The organism is Aeromonas sp. 2MA4 (genome assembly GCF_029237305.1).
Classification (GTDB): Bacteria; Pseudomonadota; Gammaproteobacteria; order Enterobacterales; family Aeromonadaceae; genus Aeromonas; species Aeromonas salmonicida.
In genome coordinates, this window is record NZ_JAACFY010000006.1 from 178,667 (window position 1) to 204,558 (window position 25,892).

The 25,892-nt window shown below is 60.0% G+C and carries 27 protein-coding genes; 20 read left to right on the forward strand and 7 right to left on the reverse strand.

Annotated features, from left to right (window positions below; all coding sequences use genetic code 11):
* Nucleotides 1–6 precede the first annotated feature (6 nt).
* The 6 genes from pntB (at nt 7) to GWQ31_RS08965 (ending at nt 7,578) form a co-directional block, all read left to right on the forward strand.
* Complete coding sequence (pntB, locus tag GWQ31_RS08940; protein WP_059111821.1) at nt 7–1,491, forward strand: Re/Si-specific NAD(P)(+) transhydrogenase subunit beta; 1,485 nt, start codon at nt 7–9, stop codon at nt 1,489–1,491.
* A 96-nt stretch (nt 1,492–1,587) separates the two neighbouring features.
* Entirely contained in the window at nt 1,588–2,340 is a 753-nt protein-coding gene (locus tag GWQ31_RS08945) for a transporter substrate-binding domain-containing protein (RefSeq protein WP_005318459.1), read from the forward strand.
* A gap of 182 nt (nt 2,341–2,522) precedes the next feature.
* The gene (locus GWQ31_RS08950; protein WP_212541083.1) at nt 2,523–3,191 is read left to right on the forward strand and encodes a PAS domain-containing protein; all 669 of its coding nucleotides are present in this window, start codon (nt 2,523–2,525) and stop codon (nt 3,189–3,191) included.
* Between the two features lie 24 nt (nt 3,192–3,215).
* Entirely contained in the window at nt 3,216–4,523 is a 1,308-nt protein-coding gene (locus GWQ31_RS08955; protein ID WP_011898262.1) for an L-serine ammonia-lyase, iron-sulfur-dependent, subunit alpha, read from the forward strand.
* A gap of 239 nt (nt 4,524–4,762) precedes the next feature.
* A complete protein-coding gene (locus tag GWQ31_RS08960) occupies nt 4,763–6,163 on the forward strand; it encodes an L-cystine transporter (RefSeq protein WP_042467774.1) in 1,401 nt (466 codons plus the stop codon).
* Between the two features lie 86 nt (nt 6,164–6,249).
* Complete coding sequence (locus tag GWQ31_RS08965) at nt 6,250–7,578, forward strand: CoA-disulfide reductase (protein ID WP_275909164.1); 1,329 nt, start codon at nt 6,250–6,252, stop codon at nt 7,576–7,578.
* Nucleotides 7,579–7,796: 218 nt separating this feature from the next.
* Here GWQ31_RS08965 and GWQ31_RS08970 read toward each other — a convergent pair whose 3' ends face one another.
* Nucleotides 7,797–8,552 (reverse strand): outer membrane protein assembly factor BamD, encoded by a 756-nt coding sequence (locus GWQ31_RS08970; protein ID WP_042467795.1) that lies wholly within the window; start codon nt 8,550–8,552, stop codon nt 7,797–7,799.
* 117 nt (nt 8,553–8,669) lie between these two features.
* Here GWQ31_RS08970 and rluD point away from each other — a divergent pair, with 117 nt between their 5' ends.
* The 3 genes from rluD to clpB all read left to right on the forward strand — a co-directional run bounded on the left by rluD (nt 8,670) and on the right by clpB (nt 13,280).
* Nucleotides 8,670–9,650 (forward strand): 23S rRNA pseudouridine(1911/1915/1917) synthase RluD, encoded by a 981-nt coding sequence (rluD, locus tag GWQ31_RS08975; RefSeq protein ID WP_005318472.1) that lies wholly within the window; start codon nt 8,670–8,672, stop codon nt 9,648–9,650.
* A gap of 135 nt (nt 9,651–9,785) precedes the next feature.
* Nucleotides 9,786–10,535, forward strand: a complete 750-nt coding sequence (pgeF, locus tag GWQ31_RS08980) for a peptidoglycan editing factor PgeF (RefSeq protein WP_265461763.1) — start codon at nt 9,786–9,788, stop codon at nt 10,533–10,535.
* Between the two features lie 171 nt (nt 10,536–10,706).
* Entirely contained in the window at nt 10,707–13,280 is a 2,574-nt protein-coding gene (gene clpB / locus GWQ31_RS08985; protein ID WP_059168198.1) for an ATP-dependent chaperone ClpB, read from the forward strand.
* A gap of 297 nt (nt 13,281–13,577) precedes the next feature.
* Here the strand turns inward: clpB and asnA are convergent, their stop codons facing one another.
* Nucleotides 13,578–14,570: an aspartate--ammonia ligase gene (gene asnA / locus GWQ31_RS08990; protein WP_087756978.1), complete on the reverse strand. Its 993-nt coding sequence runs from the start codon at nt 14,568–14,570 to the stop codon at nt 13,578–13,580.
* Nucleotides 14,571–14,723: 153 nt separating this feature from the next.
* Between asnA and asnC the strand changes: the two genes are divergently transcribed.
* A complete protein-coding gene (gene asnC / locus GWQ31_RS08995) occupies nt 14,724–15,185 on the forward strand; it encodes a transcriptional regulator AsnC (protein WP_005318482.1) in 462 nt (153 codons plus the stop codon).
* A gap of 21 nt (nt 15,186–15,206) precedes the next feature.
* Here asnC and GWQ31_RS09000 read toward each other — a convergent pair whose 3' ends face one another.
* Nucleotides 15,207–15,971, reverse strand: coding sequence for a transporter substrate-binding domain-containing protein (locus GWQ31_RS09000; protein WP_275909165.1), 765 nt, complete (start codon nt 15,969–15,971; stop codon nt 15,207–15,209).
* 84 nt (nt 15,972–16,055) lie between these two features.
* On the opposite strand from GWQ31_RS09000, the gene GWQ31_RS09005 reads away from it, so the two are divergent.
* Nucleotides 16,056–16,592, forward strand: a complete 537-nt coding sequence (locus GWQ31_RS09005) for a DUF2301 domain-containing membrane protein (RefSeq protein ID WP_265422535.1) — start codon at nt 16,056–16,058, stop codon at nt 16,590–16,592.
* Here the strand turns inward: GWQ31_RS09005 and GWQ31_RS09010 are convergent.
* Entirely contained in the window at nt 16,589–16,993 is a 405-nt protein-coding gene (locus GWQ31_RS09010) for a CBS domain-containing protein (RefSeq protein ID WP_275909166.1), read from the reverse strand. The genes GWQ31_RS09005 and GWQ31_RS09010 overlap by 4 nt on opposite strands.
* Before the next feature lie 141 nt (nt 16,994–17,134).
* On the opposite strand from GWQ31_RS09010, the gene GWQ31_RS09015 reads away from it, so the two are divergent.
* Nucleotides 17,135–17,839, forward strand: a complete 705-nt coding sequence (locus GWQ31_RS09015; protein WP_111588569.1) for an SDR family oxidoreductase — start codon at nt 17,135–17,137, stop codon at nt 17,837–17,839.
* On the opposite strand, the gene GWQ31_RS09020 is transcribed toward GWQ31_RS09015, so the two are convergent.
* Nucleotides 17,765–18,325 carry a 2-amino-4-hydroxy-6-hydroxymethyldihydropteridine diphosphokinase gene (locus GWQ31_RS09020; protein ID WP_111588570.1) on the reverse strand — a complete coding sequence of 187 codons (561 nt, stop codon included), beginning with the start codon at nt 18,323–18,325 and terminating at the stop codon, nt 17,765–17,767. The genes GWQ31_RS09015 and GWQ31_RS09020 overlap by 75 nt on opposite strands.
* A 126-nt stretch (nt 18,326–18,451) precedes the next feature.
* On the opposite strand from GWQ31_RS09020, the gene GWQ31_RS09025 reads away from it, so the two are divergent.
* The 4 genes from GWQ31_RS09025 (at nt 18,452) to GWQ31_RS09040 (ending at nt 21,850) form a co-directional block, all read left to right on the forward strand.
* The gene (locus tag GWQ31_RS09025; protein ID WP_096071838.1) at nt 18,452–18,544 is read left to right on the forward strand and encodes a YnhF family membrane protein; all 93 of its coding nucleotides are present in this window, start codon (nt 18,452–18,454) and stop codon (nt 18,542–18,544) included.
* 104 nt (nt 18,545–18,648) lie between these two features.
* Complete coding sequence (locus GWQ31_RS09030; RefSeq protein WP_265422536.1) at nt 18,649–20,049, forward strand: ATP-binding protein; 1,401 nt, start codon at nt 18,649–18,651, stop codon at nt 20,047–20,049.
* An 8-nt stretch (nt 20,050–20,057) separates the two neighbouring features.
* The gene (locus tag GWQ31_RS09035; RefSeq protein ID WP_275909167.1) at nt 20,058–20,573 is read left to right on the forward strand and encodes a hypothetical protein; all 516 of its coding nucleotides are present in this window, start codon (nt 20,058–20,060) and stop codon (nt 20,571–20,573) included.
* Nucleotides 20,570–21,850: a sigma 54-interacting transcriptional regulator gene (locus GWQ31_RS09040; protein WP_212540817.1), complete on the forward strand. Its 1,281-nt coding sequence runs from the start codon at nt 20,570–20,572 to the stop codon at nt 21,848–21,850. The genes GWQ31_RS09035 and GWQ31_RS09040 overlap by 4 nt, the downstream gene beginning before the upstream one ends.
* A gap of 73 nt (nt 21,851–21,923) precedes the next feature.
* Here the strand turns inward: GWQ31_RS09040 and GWQ31_RS09045 are convergent, their stop codons facing one another.
* On the reverse strand, nt 21,924–22,406 hold the full coding sequence (locus GWQ31_RS09045) for a DUF1097 domain-containing protein (RefSeq protein ID WP_275909168.1): 483 nt from the start codon (nt 22,404–22,406) through the stop codon (nt 21,924–21,926).
* 372 nt (nt 22,407–22,778) lie between these two features.
* Here GWQ31_RS09045 and msrP point away from each other — a divergent pair, with 372 nt between their 5' ends.
* Together msrP and msrQ are read left to right on the forward strand one after the other, a co-directional pair.
* Nucleotides 22,779–23,783 carry a protein-methionine-sulfoxide reductase catalytic subunit MsrP gene (msrP, locus tag GWQ31_RS09050; protein ID WP_169046975.1) on the forward strand — a complete coding sequence of 335 codons (1,005 nt, stop codon included), beginning with the start codon at nt 22,779–22,781 and terminating at the stop codon, nt 23,781–23,783.
* Nucleotides 23,774–24,412 carry a protein-methionine-sulfoxide reductase heme-binding subunit MsrQ gene (gene msrQ / locus GWQ31_RS09055; RefSeq protein WP_275909169.1) on the forward strand — a complete coding sequence of 213 codons (639 nt, stop codon included), beginning with the start codon at nt 23,774–23,776 and terminating at the stop codon, nt 24,410–24,412. The genes msrP and msrQ overlap by 10 nt, the downstream gene beginning before the upstream one ends.
* 47 nt (nt 24,413–24,459) lie before the next feature.
* Here msrQ and GWQ31_RS09060 read toward each other — a convergent pair whose 3' ends face one another.
* Nucleotides 24,460–24,708 carry a PepSY domain-containing protein gene (locus GWQ31_RS09060; protein WP_021139857.1) on the reverse strand — a complete coding sequence of 83 codons (249 nt, stop codon included), beginning with the start codon at nt 24,706–24,708 and terminating at the stop codon, nt 24,460–24,462.
* A 63-nt stretch (nt 24,709–24,771) separates the two neighbouring features.
* Between GWQ31_RS09060 and GWQ31_RS09065 the strand changes: the two genes are divergently transcribed.
* The gene (locus GWQ31_RS09065) at nt 24,772–25,104 is read left to right on the forward strand and encodes a hypothetical protein (protein ID WP_275909170.1); all 333 of its coding nucleotides are present in this window, start codon (nt 24,772–24,774) and stop codon (nt 25,102–25,104) included.
* Nucleotides 25,105–25,210: 106 nt separating this feature from the next.
* Complete coding sequence (locus GWQ31_RS09070) at nt 25,211–25,867, forward strand: response regulator transcription factor (RefSeq protein ID WP_005318517.1); 657 nt, start codon at nt 25,211–25,213, stop codon at nt 25,865–25,867.
* The last annotated feature ends 25 nt before the right edge of the window (nt 25,868–25,892 follow it).

The window sequence follows — 25,892 nt, forward strand, 5'->3', positions numbered from 1 at the left end:
TTTAACGTGTCTCAAGGACTGGTAACAGCATCCTATATCGTTGCCGCCGTGCTCTTCATCCTCAGTCTCGCGGGACTGTCGAAGCAAGAAACGGCCAAGCATGGCAACTTGTTCGGTATCGCGGGTATGGCCATCGCCCTGCTCGCTACCGTATTCAACCCGGAAACCAGTGGCGTGCACTGGATCATCCTGGCCATGGTGATCGGCGGTGCCATCGGCGTGCGTCTGGCCCTCAAGGTCGAGATGACAGAGATGCCCGAGCTGGTAGCCGTGCTGCACAGCTTCGTGGGTATGGCGGCCGTGCTGGTGGGCTTCAACAGCTTCATCGACTTGCACCCGTCTGCGCCCGCCGAGGTGGTGGTGTCCGTCGGTTCCAACCTTGATGCGACTCTGGCTGCTGCCCGGGCGGCGTTCGAGCAGGCGGCCAGTGTCGCCCAGGTCGAGCACCTCTCCGGCGCCATGCTGAACATCCATCTGGTGGAAGTGTTCCTGGGCGTCTTCATCGGTGCCGTGACCTTCACTGGTTCCGTGGTGGCGTTTGGCAAACTGCGTGGCCTGATCTCTTCCAAGCCGCTGATGTTGCCCCATCGCCACAAGCTGAACCTGCTGGCCGTGCTGGCCTCTCTGGCGCTGATGGTCTACTTCGTCAATGCCGGTGGTTCTACCTTCGCCCTGTTGGTGATGACCCTGATCGCCTTCGCCTTCGGCTGGCATCTGGTTGCCTCCATCGGTGGCGCCGACATGCCGGTCGTGGTCTCCATGCTCAACTCCTACTCGGGTTGGGCAGCTGCAGCGGCGGGCTTCATGCTCTCCAATGACCTGCTGATCGTGGTGGGTGCGCTGGTAGGTTCCTCCGGTGCCATCCTCTCTTACATCATGTGCAAGGCGATGAACCGCTCCTTCATCTCCGTTATCGCCGGTGGCTTCGGCTCCGACGGCGTGGCCTCCACGGCCGACCAGGAGATGGGCGAATACCGCGAAACCAGCGCCGAGGAAGTGGCTGATCTGCTGAAGAACGCCAGCTCCGTCATCATTACCCCGGGCTACGGCATGGCGGTGGCGCAGGCCCAGTATCCGGTGGCTGAAATCACCCAGAAGCTGCGTGATCGCGGCATCAAGGTGCGTTTCGGTATCCACCCGGTTGCCGGTCGTCTGCCAGGCCACATGAACGTGCTGCTGGCGGAAGCCAAGGTCCCGTACGATATCGTGCTGGAAATGGACGAGATCAACGACGACTTCAACGATACCGATGTGGTATTGGTGATCGGTGCCAACGACACCGTCAACCCGGCTGCGATGGAAGATCCGGGCAGCCCGATCGCCGGCATGCCGGTGCTGGAAGTGTGGAAGGCGCAGAACGTCATCGGCTTCAAGCGCTCCATGAACACTGGCTATGCCGGTGTCCAGAACCCGCTGTTCTTCAAAGAGAACACCCAGATGCTGTTTGGCGATGCCAAGGCCAGCGTCGAGGCCATCCTGAAAGCGCTGTAAGCGTCGGCCAGGAGAGACAAAAGGAGGCTTCGGCCTCCTTTTTTATTACTCACTTTTTGGTATATCCTCAGCCAATGCATGGATGGAGATCACGGCATGATGTGGCGTAAAGGATGGATCCTGCTCTGCCTCTGGTGGGGATGGACGGTACAGGCAAACGAACAGCCGAGCCTGACTCTGTTGACCGAGTTGTGGCCGCCCTATGTGATGCGGCTCGACGACGGCAGCCTGGGGGGCGCCGATCTGGAGCTGGCCCGCAAAGTACTCACAAAAATGGGCTATCGCACCACAGTCAAGGTACTGCCCTGGAAACGGGTGCTGCAGGAGGCCAGATTCCAGAACGGGGATGCCATCGTCGATGCCTTCTTCGAAGAGCGGCGGCTGGAGTGGCTGCACTATCCGGATGAGCCGCTCTCCCAGAGTGGCGAAGTGATATTTTTCCCCCTGAACAAACCCGTCGACTTCCAGAGCCTCGCCAGCCTCAAGGGGCTGCATATCGGCACCCAGGCGGATTATGCCTATGGCGAAGCCTTCCTCACCGCGACCGAGTTCACCCGCTTTCCCATGACGGGAGAGAGCAACATGATCAAGCAATTGCACATGATGATGGCGGGGCGGCTCGATGCCGTTGTGATGAACCAGAGGGTGGGGTTGCATCTGCTCAAGGGGCAGGGGTTGCAGGATCTGGTGGGCCATAGCATCAAGACGGTGACCGACAACAACCGCAACTTTCTCGCCTTCACCCACAAACCCGGCCACGAGCGCCTGGCCTATCAGTTTTCCCTCGCCCTCAAAGCCTTCAAGCAGACCCCCGAGTATCAGGCCCTGCTAGCCCGCTACGGGCTCTGAGGCGCGGCCAAGTCCCGTTTGTTGAGTCGTGTCACCAGGCGGGTCCTTTTGTTGTGCTCTCGTTCACAATCTGTGGCACTTTGCCGCCACTTGGGCATAATGCCTGCGCAAAAAGCGATGTGGCTCAACTTTATTTGAGTCTGATTGCTTTAGCGTTACCCCAAGTTGACTGGATGACTCCTATGATGCAGGCCACCCCATTACGCCAAGCCAGTGCGTTGACCGATGAAGAGCGCCACCTGATCGCCAGCTTCGAACCTGCCGTGGAGGCGCTCTCCGCCCTGTTCGGCCCGGGTTGTGAAGTGGTGCTGCACGCTTTTGACAGCCTGCACGCTTCCGTCATCAAGATCGCCAACGGCCATATCACAGGCCGGGAAGAGGGTGCACCTGTCACCGACTTTGCCCTCAACAAATTGCAGAGCGCCGCAGGCAGCCAGTGGAGCAGCTACTTTTCCCGCACCCGGGAGGGGGGTCTACTCAAGTCTTCCTCCATCACCATCAGCAACCGGGAGGGCAAACCCATCGGCATGCTGTGCGTGAACTTCAGCCTGGAGACGCCGCTCGGGGCACTGCTCGATACCTTCTCGCTGCCCGCTGCGCCAGCGCCCCTCAACAACGAGACCTTTGCCAGCTCGGTTGACGATCTGGTCGCCCAGGTGATCCACAAGGTGGATCAGGATGCGAGCCTCGGCAGCAGCGTGCGCAACAAGGCGATCGTGCACCGGCTCTACGACATGGGCATCTTCGAGATCAAGGATGCCGCCCAGCTGGTGGCCGAGATGCTCGGCATCTCCCGTCATACCGTCTATCTGCATATCCGCAACCGCAAAGCGGATCTGAACGAACAATAACAGCCCGATCGTGGGCGCCAGAACATGAGAAACACAGCAATGAAAGCACAATGGACCGACTTTATTACCCTGCTCAAGCGTGAAGTGGTGCCGGCCCTGGGCTGCACCGAACCCATGTCGGTGGCGCTGGCTGCTGCCAACTGCCGCAAGCTGCTGGGACAAACGCCGACCCGTGTCAGCGTCTGGGTCAGCGGCAACCTGTTCAAGAACGGCATGGGGGTCGGCGTGCCGGGCACCGGCATGATAGGCCTGCCCGTGGCCGCCGCCGTCGGGTTCACGGGGGGCAACCCGGATGCGGGGCTGGAAGTGCTCAATACCCTGACCCCGGCCCAGGTGGAAGAGGCCAAGGCGCTGCTGCCCATCATCAAGGTGGACGTGAAGGATGTGCCGGATGTGCTCTACGCCGAGGTACTGGCCGAGGTGGAGGGTCACAGTGCCCGTGTGGTGATCTGCACCGATCACACCCGCATCGTTTTGATGGAACTGGATGGTGAAGTGCTGATGGAGCAAAACAGTGCCCCGGGCGTGCAGATCCAGCCAGCCAAGTCTGACAAGCCCGCCATGACACTGCGCGAAATCGTGGCCTTTGCATTGGAGGTGCCGCTGGCTGAGATCGACTTCATCGGTGCCGCCGCCACCATGAACCAGGCGCTGGCGGATGAAGGGCTGCAGGGTTACGGCCTGCGCATCGGCAAGATCCTGACCGAGCAGGTGGAGCGCAAGCTGCTCTCGGACGATCTGATGACGCTGGCCATGCGGCTCTCCTCCGCAGCCTCCGATGCGCGGATGGACGGTGCCATGCTGCCTGCCATGTCCAATTCGGGCTCCGGCAACCAGGGCATAGCCGCCACCATGCCGGTGGTCGCCGCCGCCCGCTTCCTCAAGGCGAGTGACGAGCAACTGACCCGGGCGCTGGTGATGAGCCATCTGGTGGCCATCTACATCAAGACCCATCAGAACAAGCTGTCGGCGCTGTGCGCCGCCAGTACCGCCGCCATGGGCTCGGGAGCCGCCATTACCTGGCTGCTGGGGGGGCAATTCGAGCAAATTAGTCACTGCATCAACAACATGATCGGCGACGTTTCCGGTATCATTTGCGACGGCGCGGGCAGTGCCTGCTCCATGAAGGTCTCTACCTCCACCTCGGCGGCAGTCAAATCATCGCTGATGGCCATCAACAATCTGCACGTGCCCCAAAGCGAAGGCATCGTCTCCGATGACGTGGACGAAACCATCGCCAACCTGGGTCGCCTCTCCAAACTGGGGATGCTGGATACGGATATCGAGATCATCAACATCATGCGGGCCAAGCAACAAGGCAAGGCCCAGTGATGCAAGGGGTGGCGCAGGCCACCCTCTGTTTTTCCGTCTGCTGACGCCACTCCGGCCACGGGGAGTCCGATACGGTCGATGTCAGGGAGGTGTCTGCCCGGCACTTCCCGATTTTGCGTCACCCCGGTTGCACCGGGGGACGTGCCGCCACGATGCGGCGAGTTTCAGGGAGGAGTGTGCGTACAGGGCACTCGTCCGTACACCTCGGGCCCGGCCCGATTATTTTGGGGAATATCGTCATGACTCTTAGCGTTATAGGTAATCTGGCCATTGCGGCCATCTTGCTGCTGTTTCTCTATCGCTTGCAGCAAAAACATGTGAGCTTCACCCGTCGGGTGTTTGCGGGTCTGGGGTTGGGCATACTGTTTGGTGCCGCCTTGCAACTGCTCTACGGGGCTGGCGCAGGGGTCATAGGCCAGACCATCGACTATCTGGATATCGTCGGCAGTGGCTATGTGAAGCTGCTGCAGATGATCATCACGCCGCTCATCATGGTCTCCATCATAGGGGCCATCCTCAAGCTCAATGGCGGCACTGCCCTTGGCAAGATCAGCGCCATGACCATAGGGGTGCTGATCTTCACCACCATGCTTGCTGCCGGCGCAGGCATATTGATGTCCAACCTGTTCGGTCTGACTGCTGAAGGACTCACCGCCGGTGCCGCCGAGACCGCCAGGGGCGCGGCATTGCAGACCACCCTCGGCAGCGTCGAAAGCATGTCCTTTGCCAAGATGGTGCTGGAATTCATTCCTGCCAACCCCTTCCTCGACATGACAGGTTCGCGCAAGACCTCCACCATAGCCGTGGTGATCTTCTCCATTTTCATCGGTCTGTCCGCCACCGGCATAGCCCGCAAGAAGCCGGAGATCTTCGAGAGCTTCGGCCGCTTCATGGAGGTGGCCCACGTCATAGTGATGCGGATGGTGACTCTGGTACTGCGCCTCACCCCCTATGGCGTGCTGGCGCTGATGGCCAAGGTGGTCTCCGGCTCCAACTATGCCGACATCCTCAACCTGCTCAACTTCGTCATGGCTTCTTACGGCGCCATTGCCATCATGTTCGCCGTGCATCTGCTGCTGGTGGGTCTGGTGGGGATCAATCCGCTGCGTTTTCTCAAGAAGATCATGCCGGTACTGGCGTTTGCCTTTACCTCTCGCACCAGTGCGGGCTCGATCCCGATGAACGTGCAGACCCAGACCAAGGCGCTCGGCATTCCAGAGGGGATCGCCAACTTCGCCGCCTCCTTCGGCTCCACCATCGGCCAGAACGGCTGCGCAGGCATCTATCCGGCCATGCTGGCGGTGATGATAGCTCCCACAGTGGGGGTCAATCCCATGGATCCCGGCTTCATCATGACGCTGATCGCCATCATCACGGTCAGCTCCTTCGGGGTGGCCGGGATAGGTGGTGGTGCGACGTTCGCCGCCTTGATCGTGCTCTCAGCTCTGGACTTCCCGGTGGCACTGGCGGGCCTGCTCATCTCCATCGAGCCGCTGATCGACATGGGCCGCACCGCCCTGAACGTCTCAGGTTCCATCACTGCGGGCACTGTCACCAGCCGCTTGCTGGGCGAGACAGACATGCAGGTGTTCAACAGCGAGCATGAAGTGTGTCTGGACGGCGAAGAGTCCACCATCTGACCCGCTTGCCAGGGCAGGGGCCAGCCCTGCCCATCGATAGACCAGAGGGAGGGCATGCCCTCCCTCTGCCATTGAAAGGAGAAAGTATGAGAATCCTGATCATAGGTGGCGAAGCCGCCGGTATGAGTGCGGCGGCCAAGGCCCGTCGTCTGGCCAAGGATGCTGAAATTGTGGTGTATGAGGCGTCCGAGGTGATCTCCTTCGGTGCCTGCGGCCTGCCCTATTTTGTCGGCGACGAGTTTCAGGCGCCGGGATACATGGCCGAGTTCACCTCCGAGCAGTTCGCTGCCAAGGGGATCGAGGTCAAGACGGGCCATAGGGTGCTGTCGCTCGATGCCAGCGCTCGTACTGTGCAAGTGGAGCACCAGGGGGATGTCTTCACCGACACATACGATCGTCTGATGGTCGCCACCGGTGCCCGTGAAGTGATGCCCCCCATTCCCGGCCTGCAGCAGCAAGGGGTGTTCGGCCTGCGGCGCATGGCCGACGGTCTGGCGCTGAAGGCGGCTGTGCAGGACAAGCGTAGTACCCGGGCTCTGGTGATCGGCTCCGGCTTTATCGGACTGGAAGTGGTTGAGGCGCTGGTGCATCAGGGTAAAGAAGTGCGCCTCATCGAACTGGCGGATCGGGTCATCCCGGATGCCTTCGACAGTGAAATCACCCGGCACATCGAAACCGAGCTGCGCGAGCAAGGGGTCTGTGTCCATCTGGGTGAGCGAGTCGAGGCTTTGCTGGGGAATGGCAGGGTGACCGGCGTGCGTACCGACAAGGGAGAGTATGAGGCCGACATAGTGGTGGTCTGCACAGGGGTCAAGCCCAACACCGAGTTCCTGGCCGACACCGGCATCAAGCGGCTGGCCAATGGTGCCATCGAGGTGGACAGGCAGGGCCGCACCTCGCTGGCCAACGTCTGGTCGGCTGGCGACTGTGCCAGTGTCTGGCACAGCGTCAAGCAGCAGCAGGTCTATGTACCGCTCGCCACCATAGCCAACAAGCTGGGGCGCATGGTGGGCGAGAACCTGGCCGGGGCCGAGCAGGTGTTCCCGGGCACGCTAGGCTCTGCGGCGCTCAAGGTGCTGGGGCTGGAGGCGGGTCGCACTGGTCTCTCTGAGCAAGAAGCCCAGGCGATGGGCATCGATTACCGCACCGTCGTCATCAAGGACAAGTGTCACACCAACTACTGCCCAGGCCAGTCCGATATTCACGTCAAGCTGGTGTTTGATCCGGCCAGCAAGCGCCTGCTGGGTGGCCAGATCCTGGGTCGCAAGGGGGCGGTACACCGCATCGACGCGCTGGCGGTCGCCATCACAATGGGGGTCACTACCGAGCAGCTCGGCATGCTGGACTTTGCCTATGCGCCGCCTTTCTCCCGCACCTGGGACGTGCTCAACGTGGCGGGCAACGTCGCAAAATAAAAAGCGAGGGTATGACGACACTGCATATATGCGCCGTATCTCTCCTCCCGCACCTGAGACGTGCTCAATGTGGCGGGCAATGTGGCCAAGTAGCTGACTGAAGATGGCGGCGCGTACACGGCGCTGTCATGCCAGTTGCACTCTGCAGGTAAATTGCAGACATAAAAAAACCGATGCTTGGGCATCGGTTTTTTTTGCTACCTGTCTAGCCGTTTCACTCAGCCGCGGCCGAGGCGGTTATCCGGGTAGTTCTTGGCCAGCACTTCACGGGCATGCTGGGCAAGGGTCGGCATCTTCAGGGTGTCGTAGGACTCGACCATGATCTCCAGCGCCTTTTCGGTTTCGGCCGTATCGGGATAGGTCTCGACAATCAGCTTGGCACGGTTGGCGGCGGCGATCAGAGCATCACGCTTCACGTAGTACTCGGCCACGCTCAGGTCGTAGCGGGCAAGGCGGTTCTTCAGGCCGATCATGCGAGCACGGGCATCGGCGGCATAGACGCTGTTGGGATAATTCTGCAACAGTGTCTTGAAGTCCTGGAAGGCCTGACGGGCATAAGAGGGGTCTTTATCGTCCCGATTGATGCCCAGGAAGTCCTGGAAGAAGTTGTAATCGCCGGCCATGTTGGTCAGACCGCGCATATAGAACACATAATCGATATTTTTATGCGCCGGATTGAGGCGGATAAAACGGTCGATATTGGCGATCGCCTGAGCGGTATCGTCCTGTTTGTAATAGGCGTAAATCAGGTCAAGCTGAACCTGGTTGGAGTAGGCGCCGAAAGGATAGCGCGAGTCCAAAGCTTCCAGTAACTCGATAGCATTCACATAGTTACCGGCATCCAGCTTGAGGCGTGCTTTCTGGTACAGGGTCTCCGGCGGTTCGTCGGGTACCTTGGGTTTTGTGCTGGAACAGCCTGTGATCAAGGTAGCGACCAAGGCGAGTGACATCAGCAGGTGAGACTTCTTTCCCATCAACAACATCCGGTCCATTTCCACGAAATTGGCAAAGTATCCGTTATGCTTGGCTAAAAGAAAAGCTAGAATACCCGGATTATTTCGAATTGATACCCCCCGCTCAAGAGACCATACATGAGCCAGCATATTGAACTGACAGGCGAATTTCAGGATCACCAATTCGGGCAGCGACTCGACCAGGCCCTGGCCGAATTGTTTCCAGACTACTCCCGAACCCGCATCAAGGAGTGGATTTTACAGGACAGAGTGACCCTGGATGGTCAGGTTGCGAACACGCCGCGCGAGAAGGTACTTGCCGGACAACAGGTGCATGTAGATGTCGAGCTGGAAGACGACACCCGCTGGGATGCCCAGGACATAGCACTCAACATCGTCTACGAAGATGAACACATTCTGGTGATCGACAAACCGGCCGGTCTGGTTGTTCACCCGGGCGCAGGCACGCCGGATGGCACCATTCTCAACGCCCTGCTGCACCGTTATCCCGACATCGCCGAGGTGCCTCGCGCCGGTATCGTGCACCGTCTCGATAAAGACACCACAGGTCTGATGGTGGTGGCCAAGACGGTACCGGCCCAGACCCATCTGGTGGAAGCGCTGCAGGCACGCCAGATCACCCGTGAGTACGAAGCCATCGCCATCGGTCACATGACCGCAGGTGGCACGGTAGATGCCCCCATAGGTCGTCACCCTACCCAGCGTACCCATATGGCCGTGGTGCCCAATGGTCGTCCTTCCGTGACCCACTATCGGGTACATGAGAAGTTCCGTGGCCACACCCGTCTGCGTCTGCGACTGGAAACCGGTCGTACCCACCAGATCCGCGTTCATATGTCTCACATCAAGCATCCGCTGGTTGGGGATCCCGCCTACGGTGGTCGTCTGCGCCCGCTGCGCAATGCGACACCCGAGCTGACCCTGGCGCTGCGCAACTTCAACCGTCAGGCGCTGCATGCCACCATGCTGCAACTGGCTCACCCCATCACGGGTGAAGTGATGCAGTGGCACTCGCCCACGCCGCAGGACATGCTGGATCTGATGGAAGTGATGCGGGCCGATACCCTCGCCAATCCGGATGATTTGGTCTGGAACTGATGAGCTGATGAACAAGGCTGTCCGCGACGGTTTCTGCCGTTGCCCGGCCTTGAATCATGCCTGGAACGGGGCTCCTTGACTGGCAACAGCGAAGGAGCCCCGTTTTTATATGTAGAAATGTGAGAGGAGCCTCAGATGAAATGGATCGAACCCGACTGGCCGGCACCGGCTCGTGTCAGAGCGCTGTCGACCACCCGGGATGGCGGTGTGAGCCAGGGTGTCTTCGCCGGTCTCAACCTGGGAGCCCATGTGGGTGATGAAGTGGCGCGGGTTGAGGCCAATCGGGCCCGCCTGCAGCAGGCGGTACAGATCCCAGGGTCCCTCAACTGGCTCAATCAGGTGCATGGCACCGCAGTGCATCAGGTTAGCAACCAGTATGATGTCGTGCCGGATGCCGATGCAGCCTGTGCCCATGAGGCGGAGCTGGCCTGCATAGTGATGACAGCCGATTGCCTGCCGGTGCTCTTTTGCGATCGGGCAGGTACTGTGGTGGCGGCCGCCCATGCCGGTTGGCGCGGATTGTTGGGCAATGAGCAGGGTGGCGTACTGGAAGCCAGCATTCAGGCCATGGGGTGCCATCCTGCCGATATCCTCGCCTGGCTTGGCCCCGCCATAGGCCCCGGGGCCTTCGAAGTGGGGGGTGAAGTGCGCGACGCCTTTATGGCGCAGCAGGCCGAAGCAGAAGCTGCATTCGTACCTTCATCCAATGAGGGGAAATGGCTGGCGGATATCTACTTGTTGGCCAGGCTGCGGCTGGCCCGTGCCGGGGTCGGCGCCGTTTACGGTGGCGAGTTCTGCACCTTCGGCGATGGCGAGCGTTTTTACTCGTATCGCCGCGATGGCCAGACTGGCCGCATGGCATCGCTTGTCTGGCTGGCAAAATAGCCTGTGCCCGGTTCTTTTCTCCGGAAAAGGGCCGGGATCCAGCCCATCCCCGCCTTGCAGAAAAAATAACCAGCTCTTGCCCTTGAAATAACCCGTACGGGCCTCATCTTTCTTGTCAGAAAGTTATGTTGTTTGCCGCGCAAGCGGCGTCTGCCTTGAAGGGGGAGTGCAATGCGCCTCGATCGTCTTACCAGCAAATTCCAGATTGCTATTTCCGATGCCCAGTCTCTTGCACTGGGTCGTGATCACCAATTTATCGAACCCGTCCATCTGATGACTGCGCTGGTCAATCAGGATGGCGGCTCCATTCGTCCACTGCTCACCCTGACCGGGATGGACATCAATACCCTGCGCTCACGCCTGGGGATTGAGCTGGATCGACTGCCCAAGGTGAGCGGCGTGGAGGGCGACGTTCAGCTCTCCAGCGGCCTCGGTCGCCTGCTCAACGTCTGTGACAAGCTGGCCCAGCAGCGCAAGGATCAGTTCATCTCTTCCGAGCTGTTCGTGCTGGCGGCCCTCGACGAGAAGGGCAACCTGGGTGAGCTGCTGCGTGCCCAGGGGCTGACCAAAGAGAAACTCGAAGCTGCCATCGACAAGGTGCGTGGCGGCAGAAAGATCGATGATGCCAACGCCGAGGAGAATCGCCAGGCGCTGGAGAAATACACCATAGACCTCACGGAGCGGGCCGAACTCGGCAAGCTGGATCCCGTGATCGGTCGCGACGAAGAGATCCGCCGCACCATACAGGTGCTGCAACGCCGGACCAAGAACAACCCTGTGCTGATCGGTGCCCCTGGCGTCGGCAAGACCGCCATTGTCGAAGGGCTGGCCCAGCGCATCATTAACGGTGAAGTGCCGGAAGGGCTCAAGAACAAGCGGGTATTGTCGCTGGATATGGGGTCCCTGGTGGCCGGTGCCAAGTATCGCGGCGAGTTTGAAGAGCGGCTGAAAGCCGTGCTGAGCGATCTGGCCAAGGAGGAGGGCAACGTCATCCTCTTCATCGACGAGCTGCACACCATGGTCGGCGCCGGTAAAGGCGAGGGCGCCATGGACGCGGGCAACATGCTCAAGCCCGCGCTGGCCCGTGGCGACCTGCACTGCGTCGGTGCCACCACGCTGGATGAGTACCGCCAGTACATAGAGAAGGATGCAGCCCTCGAGCGCCGCTTCCAGAAGGTGCTGGTGGAAGAGCCGAGTGTGGAGGACACCATCGCCATACTGCGCGGCCTGAAAGAGCGTTATGAACTGCACCACCATGTGCAGATCACCGACCCCGCCATTGTGGCGGCAGCCCAGCTGTCTCATCGCTATATCGCGGATCGCCAGCTGCCGGACAAGGCCATCGACCTCATCGACGAGGCCGCCGCCAGCATTCGTCTGCAGATTGACTCCAAGCCGGAGTCTCTCGACCGGCTTGAGCGACGCATCATCCAGTTGAAACTGGAGCAGCAGGCGTTGATGAAAGAGGATGACGATGCCAGCCGCAAGCGCTTGGATCTCATCAGCAAGGAGATTGGCGAAAAGGATCGGGAGTACAACGAGCTGGATGAGGTGTGGAAGGCCGAGAAGGCTGCCCTCGCCGGTACCCAGCACATCAAGGCGGCGCTGGAACAGGCCCGTCAGGATCTCGACGTGGCGCGTCGCGCCGGCGATCTCGGTCGCATGTCAGAGCTGCAGTACGGCCGCATCCCCGAGCTGGAGAAACAGCTGGATCTCGCTACCCAGGCAGAGATGCAGGAGACCAGCCTGCTGCGCAACCGCGTCACCGACGTGGAGATCGCGGATGTGCTGGCCCGCTGGACCGGCATTCCGGTGGCGCGCATGCTGGAAGGGGAGCGTGACAAGCTGCTGCGGATGGAAGAGAAGCTGCACAGCCGGGTGATCGGTCAGGAGGAAGCGGTCGAGGCCGTCTCCAACGCCATTCGTCGCTCCCGTGCCGGGCTCTCCGATCCGAACCGGCCCATAGGTTCCTTCTTGTTCCTCGGGCCGACCGGGGTGGGCAAGACAGAGCTGTGCAAGGCGCTGGCCGAGTTCCTGTTCGATACCCAGGATGCCATGGTGCGGATCGACATGTCCGAGTTCATGGAGAAACACAGTGTGGCCCGTCTGGTGGGGGCGCCTCCCGGCTATGTGGGTTACGAAGAGGGGGGTTACCTGACCGAGGCGGTACGCCGTCGCCCCTACTCGGTGATCCTGCTCGACGAAGTGGAGAAGGCGCACCCGGATGTGTTCAACATACTGCTGCAGGTGCTCGATGATGGCCGCCTGACCGACGGTCAGGGCCGCACTGTCGATTTCCGCAACTCTGTGGTGATCATGACTTCCAACCTGGGGTCGGATCTGATCCAGGAGCACCACTCCGAGAAGGATTACGACGAGATGAAGGCCCTGCTGATGGAGGTGCTGACCCGCAGCTTCCGACCGGAGTTCATCAACCGGATCGACGAGACAGTGGTGTTCCATCCGCTCGGCGAGGATCACATCAAGTCCATTGCCCGCATCCAGCTCAAGAGCCTGATGGGTCGTCTGGAGGCTCAGGGTTACGAGGTGGAGGTGAGCGAGGCGCTGCTCGAGAAGCTGGTGCATGCCGGGTTCGACCCCGTCTACGGGGCACGGCCCCTCAAGCGGGCGATCCAGCACAAGGTGGAAAACCCGCTGGCCCAGGCACTGCTCTCCGGTCGCATCGTTCCCGGCAAGAAACTGCTGCTGGGGGCCGACAGCAACGGCCTGACCATGAACCAGTAAACCGAACTGTGTCGATGCCAACAACGCCAGCCCTCGGGCTGGCGTTGTCATATCTGTCGGCTGTGATATCGGAGAATAAAAAAATGGCAATCCTAAGATTGCCGGGAGGAATGTAGTCATGCGACCTGACGTGGGTTGAGCGGGTCGCAGGGGCAAGCCCCGGTTTCGCAGAGGGTCGGAATGATCCTCTCCTTACAGCATGCCCGTGATGCGCTCTCTCATCCCGGGCGGCCACACACCTGTCAGGCCTGACCTGAACGCCGCAGCATGCGGGTCAGACCCATTGAATCATCTTGCTTACAGCATGCCAGGGATGGCGGCCTTCATCTCTGAGGGCCAAACGCCGACCTGAACCTGACCTATATGCTCTTTTTGCAGCAGCAACATGGCCAGACGGGATTGGCCTATGCCGCCCCCTATGGTCTGCGGCATCCGCTCTGCCAGCAGATCCTGGTGCCAGTCATATTGCAGGCGACCTTCATCACCTGTGATGGCGAGCTGGCGGCGCAGGGCCTCTGCGTCCACCCGGATCCCCATGGAGGAGATCTCGAAGCTGTCTTCCAGCACAGGGTTCCACACCAGAATGTCACCGTTCAGACCCGCCAGACCCAGTTCGCTGTGGCTGCTCCAGTCGTCATAGTCCGGGGCGCGCACATCGTGACGCTCGCCGTGGGAGAGGGCGCCGCCGATGCCGATGAGGAAGACTGCACCCAGCTCCTTGGCGATGGCGCGTTCGCGTCCCTTGGCATCGAGATCCGGGTAACGGGCCAGCAGCGCTTCGCTGTGGAGGAACTGGATCTCGCCCGGCAGGAAGGGAGTCAGTTCGTGTTCGGCGCAGACGGCACGCTCGGTGGCCTTGATGGCGGCCCAGATGCCGCGCACGGTTTCTTGCAGATAGGCGAGATCGCGGCGCTCGCTCGGCATCACCTTCTCCCAGTCCCACTGATCCACGTAGACGGAGTGGATGGGGGTGAGCTTGTCTTCGTCCGGGCGCAGCGCCTTCATGTGGGTGTAGATGCCTTCACCCGGGCCGAAGCCGAAGCGACCCAGGGTCTGGCGCTTCCACTTGGCAAGGGAGTGAACCACTTCGTAGCTGTGTCCGGGGAGTGTCTTCACCTTGACCTGCACCGCATTCTCGCTGCCTGACAGGTTGTCCTGAGTACCATCTCCGACCCGGCTCAGAATGGGGGCTTGCACCTCCATCAGGCCCAGTTGCTGGGCGAGTTGGCGGGAGAACATCTCTTTGACGAAGCTGATCTGCTGTTGGCTGCGAATGTAGTGCTGTTTCATGCTGAATACCTGTCTAGAACCCGTTGGATGTGACGATTCTTCAACATAATGAACACTAAATTCAATATTCGATAATAGAAATAGGCTTTACACATTTTTTTATTCAAAATATACCTCAAATTAATGAGGTATCGTCAACGGGAGTGCAAAAAAGTGCCGGAAAATTATCGGATCGATAATCTCGATCAGGCCATCCTCACCGCCCTGATGGAGAATGCGCGGATCCCTTATGCCGAGTTGGCCAAACAGCTGGCGGTCAGCCCGGGTACCATCCATGTGCGGGTGGAGAAGATGAAGCAGGCGGGGATCATCGAGGGAACCCGGGTGCAGGTGAACCCCAAGAAGCTGGGTTACGACGTCTGTTGCTTCATCGGGATCAATCTCAAAAGCGCCAAGGATTATCCCTCTGCACTGGCCAAGTTGCAGGCGCTGGACGAGGTGGTGGAGGCCTACTACACCACGGGTCACTACAGTATTTTCATGAAGGTGATGACCCGCTCCATCGACGAGTTGCAGACTGTGCTGATCCACAAGATCCAGACCATAGACGAGATACAGTCCACCGAAACGCTCATTTCGCTGCAGAACCCGATATTGAGGGATGTGAAACCGTGACGAGCCGCCTGACCGTCGGGATCAGGGTTCGATATAGGGAATGCCGTACTTGTCGTAGATAGCCTTGAGTCGGCCATCCCGCTTCATGCGCAACAACTCGGCATCGTAGGCTGCCATCATGGCTGGTGTATCGGCATCGGCCCGGGCCCTGGTCCAGGCGGTGTAGTAGGGGCTGGCCTTGAGTGGCTTGGGCAGGTAATCGAGTTTGCCCTCCAGCCCCTCCTCTCTGATCTGGGCGAAGGCGGTAACCAGCGGCATGGGCACAGTATCGATGCGCCCGGCGATCAGTTTGCGCAGTTGCAGCTGGTTGATGGGGATCTCCTGGATCTGATAGGCGGGGTCTTTGAGCGCCGCAGCCAGTTCGGGAGTGTAGGCAAAATCCTTGGTCAGCCCGATGCGCCAGGGTTTGAGGTCTTCCAGGGTATCGTAGCGGATCCTCAGCATATCGGCCTTGCGTACGAAGAAGTGCCAGCTGTGGCGCAGATGGGACTGCTGTGGATAGAGCAGGTAGCTCTCTCGCTCCGGCTTGTAGGAGTGGGTCATCACAAGGTCATACACGCCGGTCTCGGCATTGCGGGTGAGGCGGGCACCCGCATCGGTCAGTTCGATCTTGATGGGGATCTTGAGCTTGTTGAAGATGGCGGTGACCACGTCCACATCGAGTCCGCCAGGCTGGGCCTTGTCATCCAGAAACTTCAATGGTGGCTCAAGGGTGCCGCCTATGACCAGCTCTTTGGCCTGGAGCCAGAGAGGGAACAGCAGACAGAGCAGGGGTAACTTTCGCAAACCAAATCTCCTGCACGGAATAGGGAATCGCTCATGGGCATGATTCAAGTATATTGGCCCGAATATTCAACAGAGACGACCCGGATGGCAAATCCTGAAATCGAAAGTGAGTTGGATGGCATCGACAGGTTATCTGTCCGCTTCTATCGTCTTGGCTTGAGTCTGGCAGCTTTATTGCTGGTGTGTCGAGGGGCCAGCCTGCTGATCGGGCAGGATTTTTTAGCGCCCTCAGTCTGGTTGACGGCGTTGGTGGTGGTCTGCGGGGTATGCGGACTCTGTCTGCATGTCTATGACAAGCGCATCCGTTTCATCTTGCAGGTGTTTGCCTGGGGTGGCCTGGTGCTGAGTGCCAGCGGAGCACCCGAGGTGCTGGTATTGGGAGCGTCGTTGGCGACGCTCTCCGGGCTGGCGTTCAAGGAGCAGTTCTGCTTCGCCATTCCGGGCATCAAGGCGCTGCCCCTGTTGTTGCCGTTGCTGTGGGGACTGGAGTGGGCGCAACTGGGCTGGGCAGCCGCGCCGGTTGCCCTGGCGTGCGGCCTGTTGCTTGGTTTGCTCTGTCTGGCAAAGTGGCGGATGCCCCTGCACTTCGACATCGGTGACAAGGGGCGTTACCAGATTTAGGTCTGATGGCAGCCTTTCATCTGCTGATTGAGGGCTTGCATCACTTGATGGCGGCTGATGATGCCGATCACTTTGCCCTGCTCCAGCACCGGATAGATCTTGGGTTTTGCCCCGGTCATCTGGCGCGCCAGATCCAGAATACTGTCGTCCGGGTCGACCGAGAGAGGCGTCCGGCTCATTATGTCTTCCACTTGAGTGCGGGTATCGCAGTGGTAGCTGCCGGTGATCAGACTGGGAATGCAGTCCTGTTCGGAGAGAAACCCGACCAGCTGTTGTTGGTCATCCAGCACAGGCAGGCCGCTCAGCCCTGAGTGGTGCAGCCGATCCAGCGCTTCGGCCAGGCCGAGTTGCGGGGTGAGGAAGTGGGTCAGGCGACTCATGTGATCGCGAATATGTAGCATATGATGGCTCCAGATGCGGGGTGTAGTGCCACTATGGGCGCTGTGAGGCGGACAAGGCCAGTGGTTTGTGCCATGGGGATTGATAGGTGTCGCCGTCGCGGGTATGCCAGTGGCTGGTGAGCAATGACAAAAGGAGAGGTTATGCGTGCATTGGTAACGGGCTGTGGCCGTCGACTCGGTTTCTACCTGTGTGAACAGCTGGTGGCGGCAGGTTGGCAGGTAACTGGAAGCTATCGCAGCGAGCGACCCGAGCTGGCTCGGCTGCGCGCCCTGGGAGTGACGCTGGTGCAGGCGGATTTTGCTTGTGAAGAGCAGGTCGGCCAGCTCATTGAGGTGTTGGCATCACAGCAGGATCTGGCCTTGGTGATCCACAACGCCTCGGCCTTCGAACCAGAGGCGGCAGATGCTGCAGCGCAGCTGGCCCAGTTCGATCAGTTCTATCGGGTACACATGGCGGCGCCATTTCGGCTCAACCGGGCGCTGGCGCCCCAGCTGGCCCGCAATGCCAATGCCAGCATCATCCATATCACGGATATCTACATTCACGCTCCGGCACCCCAGTTTGCCAGCTATGTGGCCACCAAGGCCGGAGCCCACTCCCTTGCCATGAGCTTTGCCCGCGAACTGGCGCCTGCCATCCGGGTCAACACCATAGAGCCGGGCCCTATCCTGTTTCTCGACGAACATGGCGACGCGTGGCGCCAGCAAGTGCTGGCGAAGACGCCGCTGGCGCGGGAAGGCGGGCTTGAGCCTATCTGGCAGGCGGTGCAGCTACTGATGGGGAACGACTACATGACTGGGGCCAGCATCCGGGTAGATGGCGGCCGCAGCCTGGCGGTCATCTGAACCCTGACTGAGCCGCAAGGGGGTCAAGCCTACCTGCAGCTCTTCGATCACCTTGCCCTTCATCAGCCGGGTATGCAGTGGCAGCGTGACCTTGCGGTCATGCACTTCTCCCTGGCCATACAGTTCGGCCAGCAGTTCATTGAGATAGGCATCGACGCGAGTCGCGGCAAAATCGTCTGCGGCACTGCTGGCTAGAATGTCGATATCCAGCGGCCGGTCGAGCACCTTGCAGTTCGGATCGCTGCGATCACGGCCATGGGCCAGTTCCATGGCGATGAAGAGGGTTTTCAACTGCTGGGTTGTCAGCCCGCTTTCGGCAACGAACAGGCAGTTGAGGAAGTCGTGCCTGGAGTGCATTCCCACCGGTTTGGTCTGGATCACCGAACTCAGCTGCAGGCGGCCAAAGTGTTCAAGCAGTTCGCCAACCACCTGACTGACGTGAATATGGGGATCAAGATTCGATCCAATGCTGCACAGATAGAACATGCTCACCGATCCTTGGGTTGGGCTCATCTGAAATGTATACACGGCTCACGGTTATGGGATTAACTATGCATTAACATACATTTGTCTGTTGTGATCAGGCTCTTGTTGGCAAGAAAGGAGGTTTGCATGAGTGTGGAACTGAAATGGGCACTGTTGACCGCATCCAGCGCGTTGGCAATGATCCTGATTATCTGTGTGGCATCCGTCGGTCTGGCGTGAACCCCGTCCCTCATTTGCGGTATGAACCGGCCTCTTGGCCGGTTTTGCTTTTTGGGGGAGTGCAGATATGCTGACCCACCCATGATGAATCGAGACAGCACAAGATGACCAAGGTACGCCCACGTTCCTTGCTGCAAGTGGTATTGATGGGCTTCGTCCTGGTATTGATGCCGCTGGGCGGCATGATCTGGCACGACAGTCAGGCCCTCGAACACTTGAGCCAGTTGACCAGCGACGAGCTGGAGCGGGCGGTGCGCGATACCCGTCGGGCGACCCTGCTCACAACCCAGGCCATTGATCTGGAACGTACTCTTCGCCGTTATGCGGTACTGGGGGATGAGCGCATCCTGGCCAGTTACCAGCAGCAGCTTGCCAGTTACCGCAGCCTGCTCGCCGCTCATCAGGGCTCGATCCCGGATGCTGAGGCTTACACCGGCCTCGAGCAGGCGCTGGCCTGGCTCGAGAGCCTGCAGGATCTGGCCCAGGCCAGAGCCGCCTCGGCCAGCCCGCAATTTGATGAATTTAATCAAATTAATCAGCAGCTTGAAGTGATTACCCGAGGTCAGGTCGATGAGCATGTGAGCCGGGTACGCGCCATGATTGCAGAATTGATGAGAGAGATCTGGTGGGTCAGCGGTTTCGTAGCCGTGCTCAGCCTGCTGCTGGTGTTGTTGTTTACCTATCTGATTATCCACCCTGTGCGTCAGATTGAGTCGCGGATCTTGAGTCTGGGTGCGGGTGTGGAGCCGGACAAACGACCCGTGGACGGGCCGGCAGAGTTGGTGGTATTGGGGGAGCGGATCAACTGGTTGCACGACAAGCTCAAGGAGCTGGAACAGCAGAAATACCAGTTCCTGCGCCATGTTTCCCATGAGCTCAAGACGCCGCTGGCGGTGCTGCGGGAGGGCTCGGACCTGCTTGGCGAGCAGCTGGTGGGGCCGCTTACGCCGGATCAGCAGGAGATCTGCCAGATGCTGGAGGAGAACAGTCGCCGATTGCAGACCCTGATCGAACGTCTGCTCGATTTCAACCGCCTCAGCCAGCAGGAGGTGTTTACCCTGACGCCGGTGGCGCTGGCGCCCTTGCTGTCAGAGTTGACCGCAGAGTACCGGCTGGCGCTGGAATCCAAACAAATCAGTGTACACTTGCCGACCGATCCCATCATGCTGCAGGCGGAGCCGTATCGCTTGCGGTTGATCCTCGATAATCTGTTTTCCAATGCGGTCAGCTATGGCGCCAGGGGTGGCCAGATCTGGATCCGCGCCGGGCAGGATGCCAACGGCGGCTGGCTGGAGGTGGCCAACGAAGGGCCCGTCATTCCGGTAGCCGAACGGGAGCGGATCTTCGAGCCATTCGAGCAGGGCAGTATAGTGCGGCAAGGTTTGTTGAAAGGCTCCGGCATGGGGCTTTCCATCGCCCGCGAGTCGGCGATGAGCCTTGGCGGTGAATTGGTATTGATTGAAGACGAACAGGCTGATGTCTGTTTCCGGTTGACGTTGAAGTGAAGCAAAAGATGAAACAATGTGTTGTTCCGGTATTGATGATGGGCCTGCTCACAGGCTGTTCTTTGCTGCCAGCGGGTGACCCGGCGGCGTCGCCGGATCTCGCCCTCGCCAAGCGCATGGAGTTTGCCAACAAGGAGATGCAGGTACGCCTGCAATACTCGGACTGGTTGCTGGCCAGTCACGCTCAGCAGCGGGTGCAGGAGCGTCAGCGCCTCAAGGGTGCGACCGATGTCGAGAGCCGGGTCAGTCTGGCCATGGTCAATACCCACCCCTCCGAGTCGGTGGCAAACCGTCGGGCCGGGCTGGACAAACTCAAGAGCCTGCTGCCCGAGCTTGGGCTCGATGCCCAGGCTTTCCTGCGCAGCTGGATTGCGCTGGGTAAGGAGCTGCTGGTACGTGACAGCCGTCGTGACGACCAGAGTCAGGAGGTGCAGCGTCTGCGCCGCCAGATTGAACAGCTCTCCGCCATCGATGAACAGCTCAATCAACGCAAGCTCAACGGCAGTGGCGAGGCCCTGCCATGAGCCGGATCCTGCTGGTTGACGACGATGTCAGCCTGCTCAAGCTGATGAGCATGCGCCTGCGCAGCCAGGGCTACGAAGTGGATACCGCCGACAGCGCCGAAGGGGCGCTGGACAGACTGCGCCAGCAACGGGCCGATCTGGTGTTGAGCGACTTGCGCATGGCCGGCATGGACGGCCTGGCGCTGTTCGAGCGCATCCAGTCACAGTGGCTGGGGTTGCCTGTCATCATAATGACAGCCCACGGCACCATTCCCGATGCCATCCAGGCTACCCGCTCCGGGGTGTTCAGTTTTCTCACCAAACCCATCGACAAGGATGAGCTGTTTGCCACCATAGAGCATGCGTTGAGCCTGACACGCCCAAAGCAGCAACAGGAGTGGCAATCGCTGATCCTGACCCGCAATCCGCAGATGGAACAGTTGCTGATCCAGGCCAACAGCATAGCCGGCATGGAAGTGCCCGTGCTGATCATGGGGCCGTCCGGCTCAGGCAAAGGGGTGATGACTCAAGCCCTGCACCAGGCCAGCAGTCGCCGTGACAAGCCGCTGCACGTCATCAACTGCGCTGCCTTGCCGTGGCCTGCGCTGGATCTGCAGCTGTTTGGCGAGGACGGTCAGTCCGGCCTGTTCGAACAAGCCAAAGGCGCGACCCTGTTTCTCGACGAGATAGGAGATCTGTCGGAATCGCTACAGGCCAAGCTGTTGCAGGTGTTGCAGGAGTACGGTCAGGGTACGCCCGAGGTGCGGGTCATCAGCTCCAGCCATCAGGATCTGGTGACGGCGATGGAAGAGGGGCGTTTTCGGGAAGATCTCTTCTACCGCCTCAATGTGGCCAACATCACCTTGCCACCTCTCAGCGCCCGCAGTGAAGACATTCCGCTGCTGGCCAGACAGGCGCTGGACGAATATCGCAGTCGTCACAATGACTGTGCTGCCCTGGGTTTTTCACCCGAGTCGCTGGCCATGCTGGCGGCCGCAGCCTGGCCTGGTAACGTGCGTCAGCTCTACAGCGTGGTGGAACAGCTGGCGAGCCTCTGTTGCAGTCCTGTGATTGGGGTGTCCATGGTGGAGTCCGCCCTGAGTGGCGGTGGCGGTGGCATCCCCTCGTTCAACGAGGCGCGGGCCGAGTTCGAGAAGGAGTATCTGATCCGTCTGCTGCGTACCACTGAGGGCAACGTGACCCTGGCGGCCAACATGGCGGGCAGAAACCGTACCGATTTCTACAAGTTATTGAATCGGCACGGCATAGAGGCGGCAAACTTCAAATCCAAGGCATGACTCCGGCAGGAATGACTACTCAATAAACAGGATGCCGATCCCTGCACTGGTGCCCTGGATAGGGGGAGAGGATTCAGGCCGGATCGACTACGGCGGTAGAGGTTTGGGCTTTCTGGGTTTTCTGGGAGAGCCAGAGCCCGCTCGCTTTCATCAGATAACCGAGTAGTGCGCCTATCACCAGAGACGGCAGTATCAGGCGCCACTCCCCCGCGGCACCGAAGGTGGCGCAGCAACCGGCAAAGGTGCCGGGAATGTAGTCCAGCCACTGCTGCTTTGCCTGCACACACATCAGGGTCGCAACCACGCCCGTCATCATATAGCCCGCCATGCCCGCTCCCCACCAGGCATCCCCGTGGATCAGCAGCAATGCCCATAGCATGCCGCTCCCATTGCACAGCATGGTTTGCAACAGCGCCTTGTAGCCACCGTTGGAGGCGAAGTAGCTGGTGCAGCCGAGAAAGCCGACCCAGGAGATGAGGCCGAGTGTGACGGCAACCCAGCCCCAGACGGCAGAGAGGATCCCGGTCGTGATGGCGATGGCGATCAATGGGCTCATGGCGTGACTCTTCTGTAGTGGAATTCGTAAAGAAAGGGAGCCTACCCCGCGCAGGGGGGGCGGCAAGCAGGGGCGAGATTGTGTGTGATCTTCATCACTCATTTCAACTCAGGAATACGCTTGCGCTCGCGAAAAAAATTCATTGGAGGCGTGCTCGACCCTGCACCATAGTTATGAGCCCTGTCCTGCTCATGGAGTGAGTCTGATGGCGCCAAATGTGATCGTTCCTCTGCTGGTATTCGTAGCATTGTTCCTGGTCGGAACCATGGCCAAGGCTCTGCCCCTTTACCAGCTCATGTAAATTTTCGTGAAATAAAACTCGGCCGGGGCAGGTCTTATGGTTGTTACCCTCATAGCCCCGGGAGTTTTTCCATGTTGATCAAGCGCCGTTCTTCTCATCATCCCACCGAACAGGATGTTACCCCGGAAGCCGTTTATCAGGATCGCCGTCTTATCCTGAAAGGGTTGGGGCTGGGGGCCGCCACTCTGGCGTTTCCCGCTCAGGCTGGCGTGCTCGACCTCTTCTCCGGCGACAAACCGGCACCTGCCGCATCGACCAGACCGCTCAACATTCGCGCCGCCGCCAGACCTGAGGGCGTGATCATCACCCCGGAGGAGAAGGCCACCACCCACAACAACTTCTATGAGCTGGGTACCGACAAGGGGGACCCGGCCCGCAATGCTCACTACCTCAAGCCCGAGCCGTGGCAACTGCGGGTAGAGGGGGAGGTGGCCAAGCCCTTCACCCTGGATGTGTGGGACCTCATCAACAAGACAGAGCTGGAGGAGCGCATCTATCGGCTGCGCTGCGTAGAGGCCTGGTCCATGGTGCTGCCCTGGAGCGGCATCAGTCTGGCGGAGCTCATTCGCCGCGCCGAGCCCACCAGTCGCGCCAAGTTCGTGGCCTTCGAGACCCTCTATGATCCCGAGCAGTTGCCGGGGCAGGCATCCCGTTCTCTTGGAGGGGGCATAGATTATCCCTATGTGGAGGGGCTGCGCATCGACGAGGCGATGAACCCGCTCTCCTTTCTGGCGATGGGCCTCTATGGCAAGACGCTGCCCGCCCAGAACGGGGCACCGATCCGGCTGGTGGTGCCCTGGAAGTACGGCTTCAAGAGCATCAAGAGCATAGTTTCCATCCGGCTGGTGGAAGAGATGCCACCGACCACCTGGAATCTGCTGGCATCGAACGAATATGGCTTCTACGCCAACGTCAACCCGGAGGTGGATCACCCGCGCTGGAGTCAGGCCAGCGAGCGCTTCATAGGGGAGGGTGGCATCTTCGGTGCAAAGCGTCAGCCTACCCTGATGTTCAACGGTTATGCCGACGAGGTGGCCTCGCTCTATCAGGGAATGGATCTGAGACAATGGTACTGAGACTGACAACCGCTCATACCAAGGGCCTGCGAGTGCTGGTGCATCTGGGTTCCCTCGGCTTTCTGCTCTGGCTGGGGTATGCCTTGCCAGCCGGGCTGCTGGGGGGGGATCCTGTGCAGGGCTTGACCCACTATCTCGGCAAGGGGGCGCTCAATCTTTTGCTGATCACCCTGCTGGTGTCACCGCTCGCCAAGCGCTGGCGGCAGGGGCAGCTCATCAAGCTGCGCCGCCCTCTCGGGCTCTGGTGCGCGGCCTGGGCCGGGTTGCATTTTATGGTGTGGCTGGGGCTGGATCTGCAATTCGACTGGGGGCTCATCGGCGGTGAGCTGGTGAAGCGCAGCTACATACTGGTGGGGGCAGTGGCGCTCTTGTTGCTGGCGGCGCTCAGTCTGACCTCTATCCCCGCCCTGCTGCGGGTCATGGGGCCGGCCTGGCAGAAGTTGCACAACTGGATCTATGCCGTTGCCCTGCTGGTGCCGGTGCACTACTGGTGGTCGGTGAAGAGTGGCTGGCAGGAACCACTCATCTACCTGCTGCTGGCCTGTGCTCTGCTATGGCCACGGCGGGAGAAGTTGCTACGCCCCTGGCGTCAGCGTCAGCGTCAACGCCAGAAGCTGAAAGAGGCGTGAGTTGCCGCTCAGGCATAACAACGCAGAACTCGCATAGCAAAAGAGGCCTAATCGGCCTCTTTTTTGGTGATGTCGCCCGTGTAGGCATCGACCAGCAACTGCACTCGCTGTTCGTCGGCATCCAGGGTTTCTACCTCGAATTTATCCCCTTCCAGCTCCACTTCCCGAATGTCGTGGTACCCTTGGGCCAACAACAACTTGACCAGCGCCGGCATGTCGAGACGCACCTGAGCCGCCCAGCCAAGGGTGGAGAAAAGGCAAAGGATCAGCAGGAAACTGCGTGGGATCATATTCATTCCAGATTCATGGCTGGCAGACTATAAACGGCATTATGTTAGGTTTTTGGAGATGAATCACCCATGAATAGAGCCCTGTCTCTGCTTGGGTTGCTGCTGCCCGTGATGGTGCAGGCGACCACGCCGAACGAGGCCTTGCTGCAACAAGCTGTCAGCGAGGGTCGGGTCAGGCCCTTTCATGAGGTGATGGAGGTGGCCTCCCTCCTGCCGGTGCGCGTGCTGCGCGTCGACCTGGGGGAAGAGGATGGCATCTGGCTGTATGAGCTCAAGCTCATCGACAGCGAGAACAGCGTGATCAAGGTCGGCTATCGCGCCGACAATCTGGAGATGGTGTGGCTCAAGGGCCACCATCTCGAGCGGCTGTTCGAGCCACGCCCGCCGCAAGAGGAAGATTGACCTTTGGGTGGGTGCCAGGTTGGGATCCAAACTGACAACCCGGCACAACTGTTCAACCCTCCCATCTCCGTTGACGCAAGAGTAACCCTGCTTTGGATACCCATTTATGCGAATTCTGATAGTTGAAGATGAGAAGACCCTGGCGGGCCAGCTGGCCGAACAGCTGCGTCTGTCCGGTTTCGTGACCGACCTTTGCCACGATGGCAACGAGGCCGGCTTTCTCGGCGAGACCGAGCCTTATGACGCCATCATTCTGGATCTCGGCCTGCCGGGTCGCGATGGCCTGAGCGTGCTGAAGGAGTGGCGCAGCAAGGGGATCGATACCCCTGTGCTGGTACTGACCGCCCGCGGCCAGCTGCACGAGAAGATTGAGGGGCTCAATGCCGGTGCCGACGATTACCTCACCAAGCCGTTCCAGGTGGCGGAGCTGGTGGCGCGGGTGCAGGCGCTGGTGCGACGGGCGGCGGGCAATGCCAGTTCGATCCTGGAGATAGGCGGGGTGCGGCTCGACATGGCGGCCTCCCAGGTGTGGTACGAAGGCACCCCCATCAAGCTCACCGCCCACGAATTTCGGGTGCTGGGCTACCTGATGCAGCACAGGGGCAAGGTGGTGTCGCGCAGCGAGCTGATCGACCACATCTATGCCCAGGATTTTGACCGCGACTCCAATACCGTCGAAGTCTTCATCGGCCGGATCCGCAAGAAGACCCACGCCGATCTCATTGAGACTGTGCGTGGTCTTGGATACCGGATCAACGAATGAGTCGGGCCTTGATGCAACCCCTGCC

Bases quoted from the DNA above. Each gene is read 5' to 3' on its own strand.
- GWQ31_RS08965 (WP_275909164.1), top strand. From the start codon at position 6,250: ATGAGAATCCTGATCATAGGTGGCGAAGCCGCCGGTATGAGTGCGGCG.
- pgeF (WP_265461763.1), top strand. From the start codon at position 9,786: ATGAAATGGATCGAACCCGACTGGCCGGCACCGGCTCGTGTCAGAGCG.
- GWQ31_RS08960 (WP_042467774.1), top strand. From the start codon at position 4,763: ATGACTCTTAGCGTTATAGGTAATCTGGCCATTGCGGCCATCTTGCTG.
- GWQ31_RS09040 (WP_212540817.1), top strand. From the start codon at position 20,570: ATGAGCCGGATCCTGCTGGTTGACGACGATGTCAGCCTGCTCAAGCTG.
- GWQ31_RS08970 (WP_042467795.1), bottom strand. From the start codon at position 8,552: ATGGGAAAGAAGTCTCACCTGCTGATGTCACTCGCCTTGGTCGCTACC.
- GWQ31_RS09005 (WP_265422535.1), top strand. From the start codon at position 16,056: ATGGCAAATCCTGAAATCGAAAGTGAGTTGGATGGCATCGACAGGTTA.
- GWQ31_RS09060 (WP_021139857.1), bottom strand. From the start codon at position 24,708: ATGAATATGATCCCACGCAGTTTCCTGCTGATCCTTTGCCTTTTCTCC.
- msrQ (WP_275909169.1), top strand. From the start codon at position 23,774: ATGGTACTGAGACTGACAACCGCTCATACCAAGGGCCTGCGAGTGCTG.
- GWQ31_RS08955 (WP_011898262.1), top strand. From the start codon at position 3,216: ATGAGAAACACAGCAATGAAAGCACAATGGACCGACTTTATTACCCTG.
- GWQ31_RS09025 (WP_096071838.1), top strand. From the start codon at position 18,452: ATGAGTGTGGAACTGAAATGGGCACTGTTGACCGCATCCAGCGCGTTG.
- GWQ31_RS09010 (WP_275909166.1), bottom strand. From the start codon at position 16,993: ATGCTACATATTCGCGATCACATGAGTCGCCTGACCCACTTCCTCACC.
- GWQ31_RS09070 (WP_005318517.1), top strand. From the start codon at position 25,211: ATGCGAATTCTGATAGTTGAAGATGAGAAGACCCTGGCGGGCCAGCTG.
- GWQ31_RS09015 (WP_111588569.1), top strand. From the start codon at position 17,135: ATGCGTGCATTGGTAACGGGCTGTGGCCGTCGACTCGGTTTCTACCTG.
- GWQ31_RS09045 (WP_275909168.1), bottom strand. From the start codon at position 22,406: ATGAGCCCATTGATCGCCATCGCCATCACGACCGGGATCCTCTCTGCC.
- GWQ31_RS09020 (WP_111588570.1), bottom strand. From the start codon at position 18,325: ATGTTCTATCTGTGCAGCATTGGATCGAATCTTGATCCCCATATTCAC.
- GWQ31_RS08950 (WP_212541083.1), top strand. From the start codon at position 2,523: ATGATGCAGGCCACCCCATTACGCCAAGCCAGTGCGTTGACCGATGAA.
- GWQ31_RS08945 (WP_005318459.1), top strand. From the start codon at position 1,588: ATGATGTGGCGTAAAGGATGGATCCTGCTCTGCCTCTGGTGGGGATGG.
- clpB (WP_059168198.1), top strand. From the start codon at position 10,707: ATGCGCCTCGATCGTCTTACCAGCAAATTCCAGATTGCTATTTCCGAT.
- asnA (WP_087756978.1), bottom strand. From the start codon at position 14,570: ATGAAACAGCACTACATTCGCAGCCAACAGCAGATCAGCTTCGTCAAA.
- GWQ31_RS09030 (WP_265422536.1), top strand. From the start codon at position 18,649: ATGACCAAGGTACGCCCACGTTCCTTGCTGCAAGTGGTATTGATGGGC.
- rluD (WP_005318472.1), top strand. From the start codon at position 8,670: ATGAGCCAGCATATTGAACTGACAGGCGAATTTCAGGATCACCAATTC.
- GWQ31_RS09035 (WP_275909167.1), top strand. From the start codon at position 20,058: ATGAAACAATGTGTTGTTCCGGTATTGATGATGGGCCTGCTCACAGGC.
- msrP (WP_169046975.1), top strand. From the start codon at position 22,779: ATGTTGATCAAGCGCCGTTCTTCTCATCATCCCACCGAACAGGATGTT.
- GWQ31_RS09065 (WP_275909170.1), top strand. From the start codon at position 24,772: ATGAATAGAGCCCTGTCTCTGCTTGGGTTGCTGCTGCCCGTGATGGTG.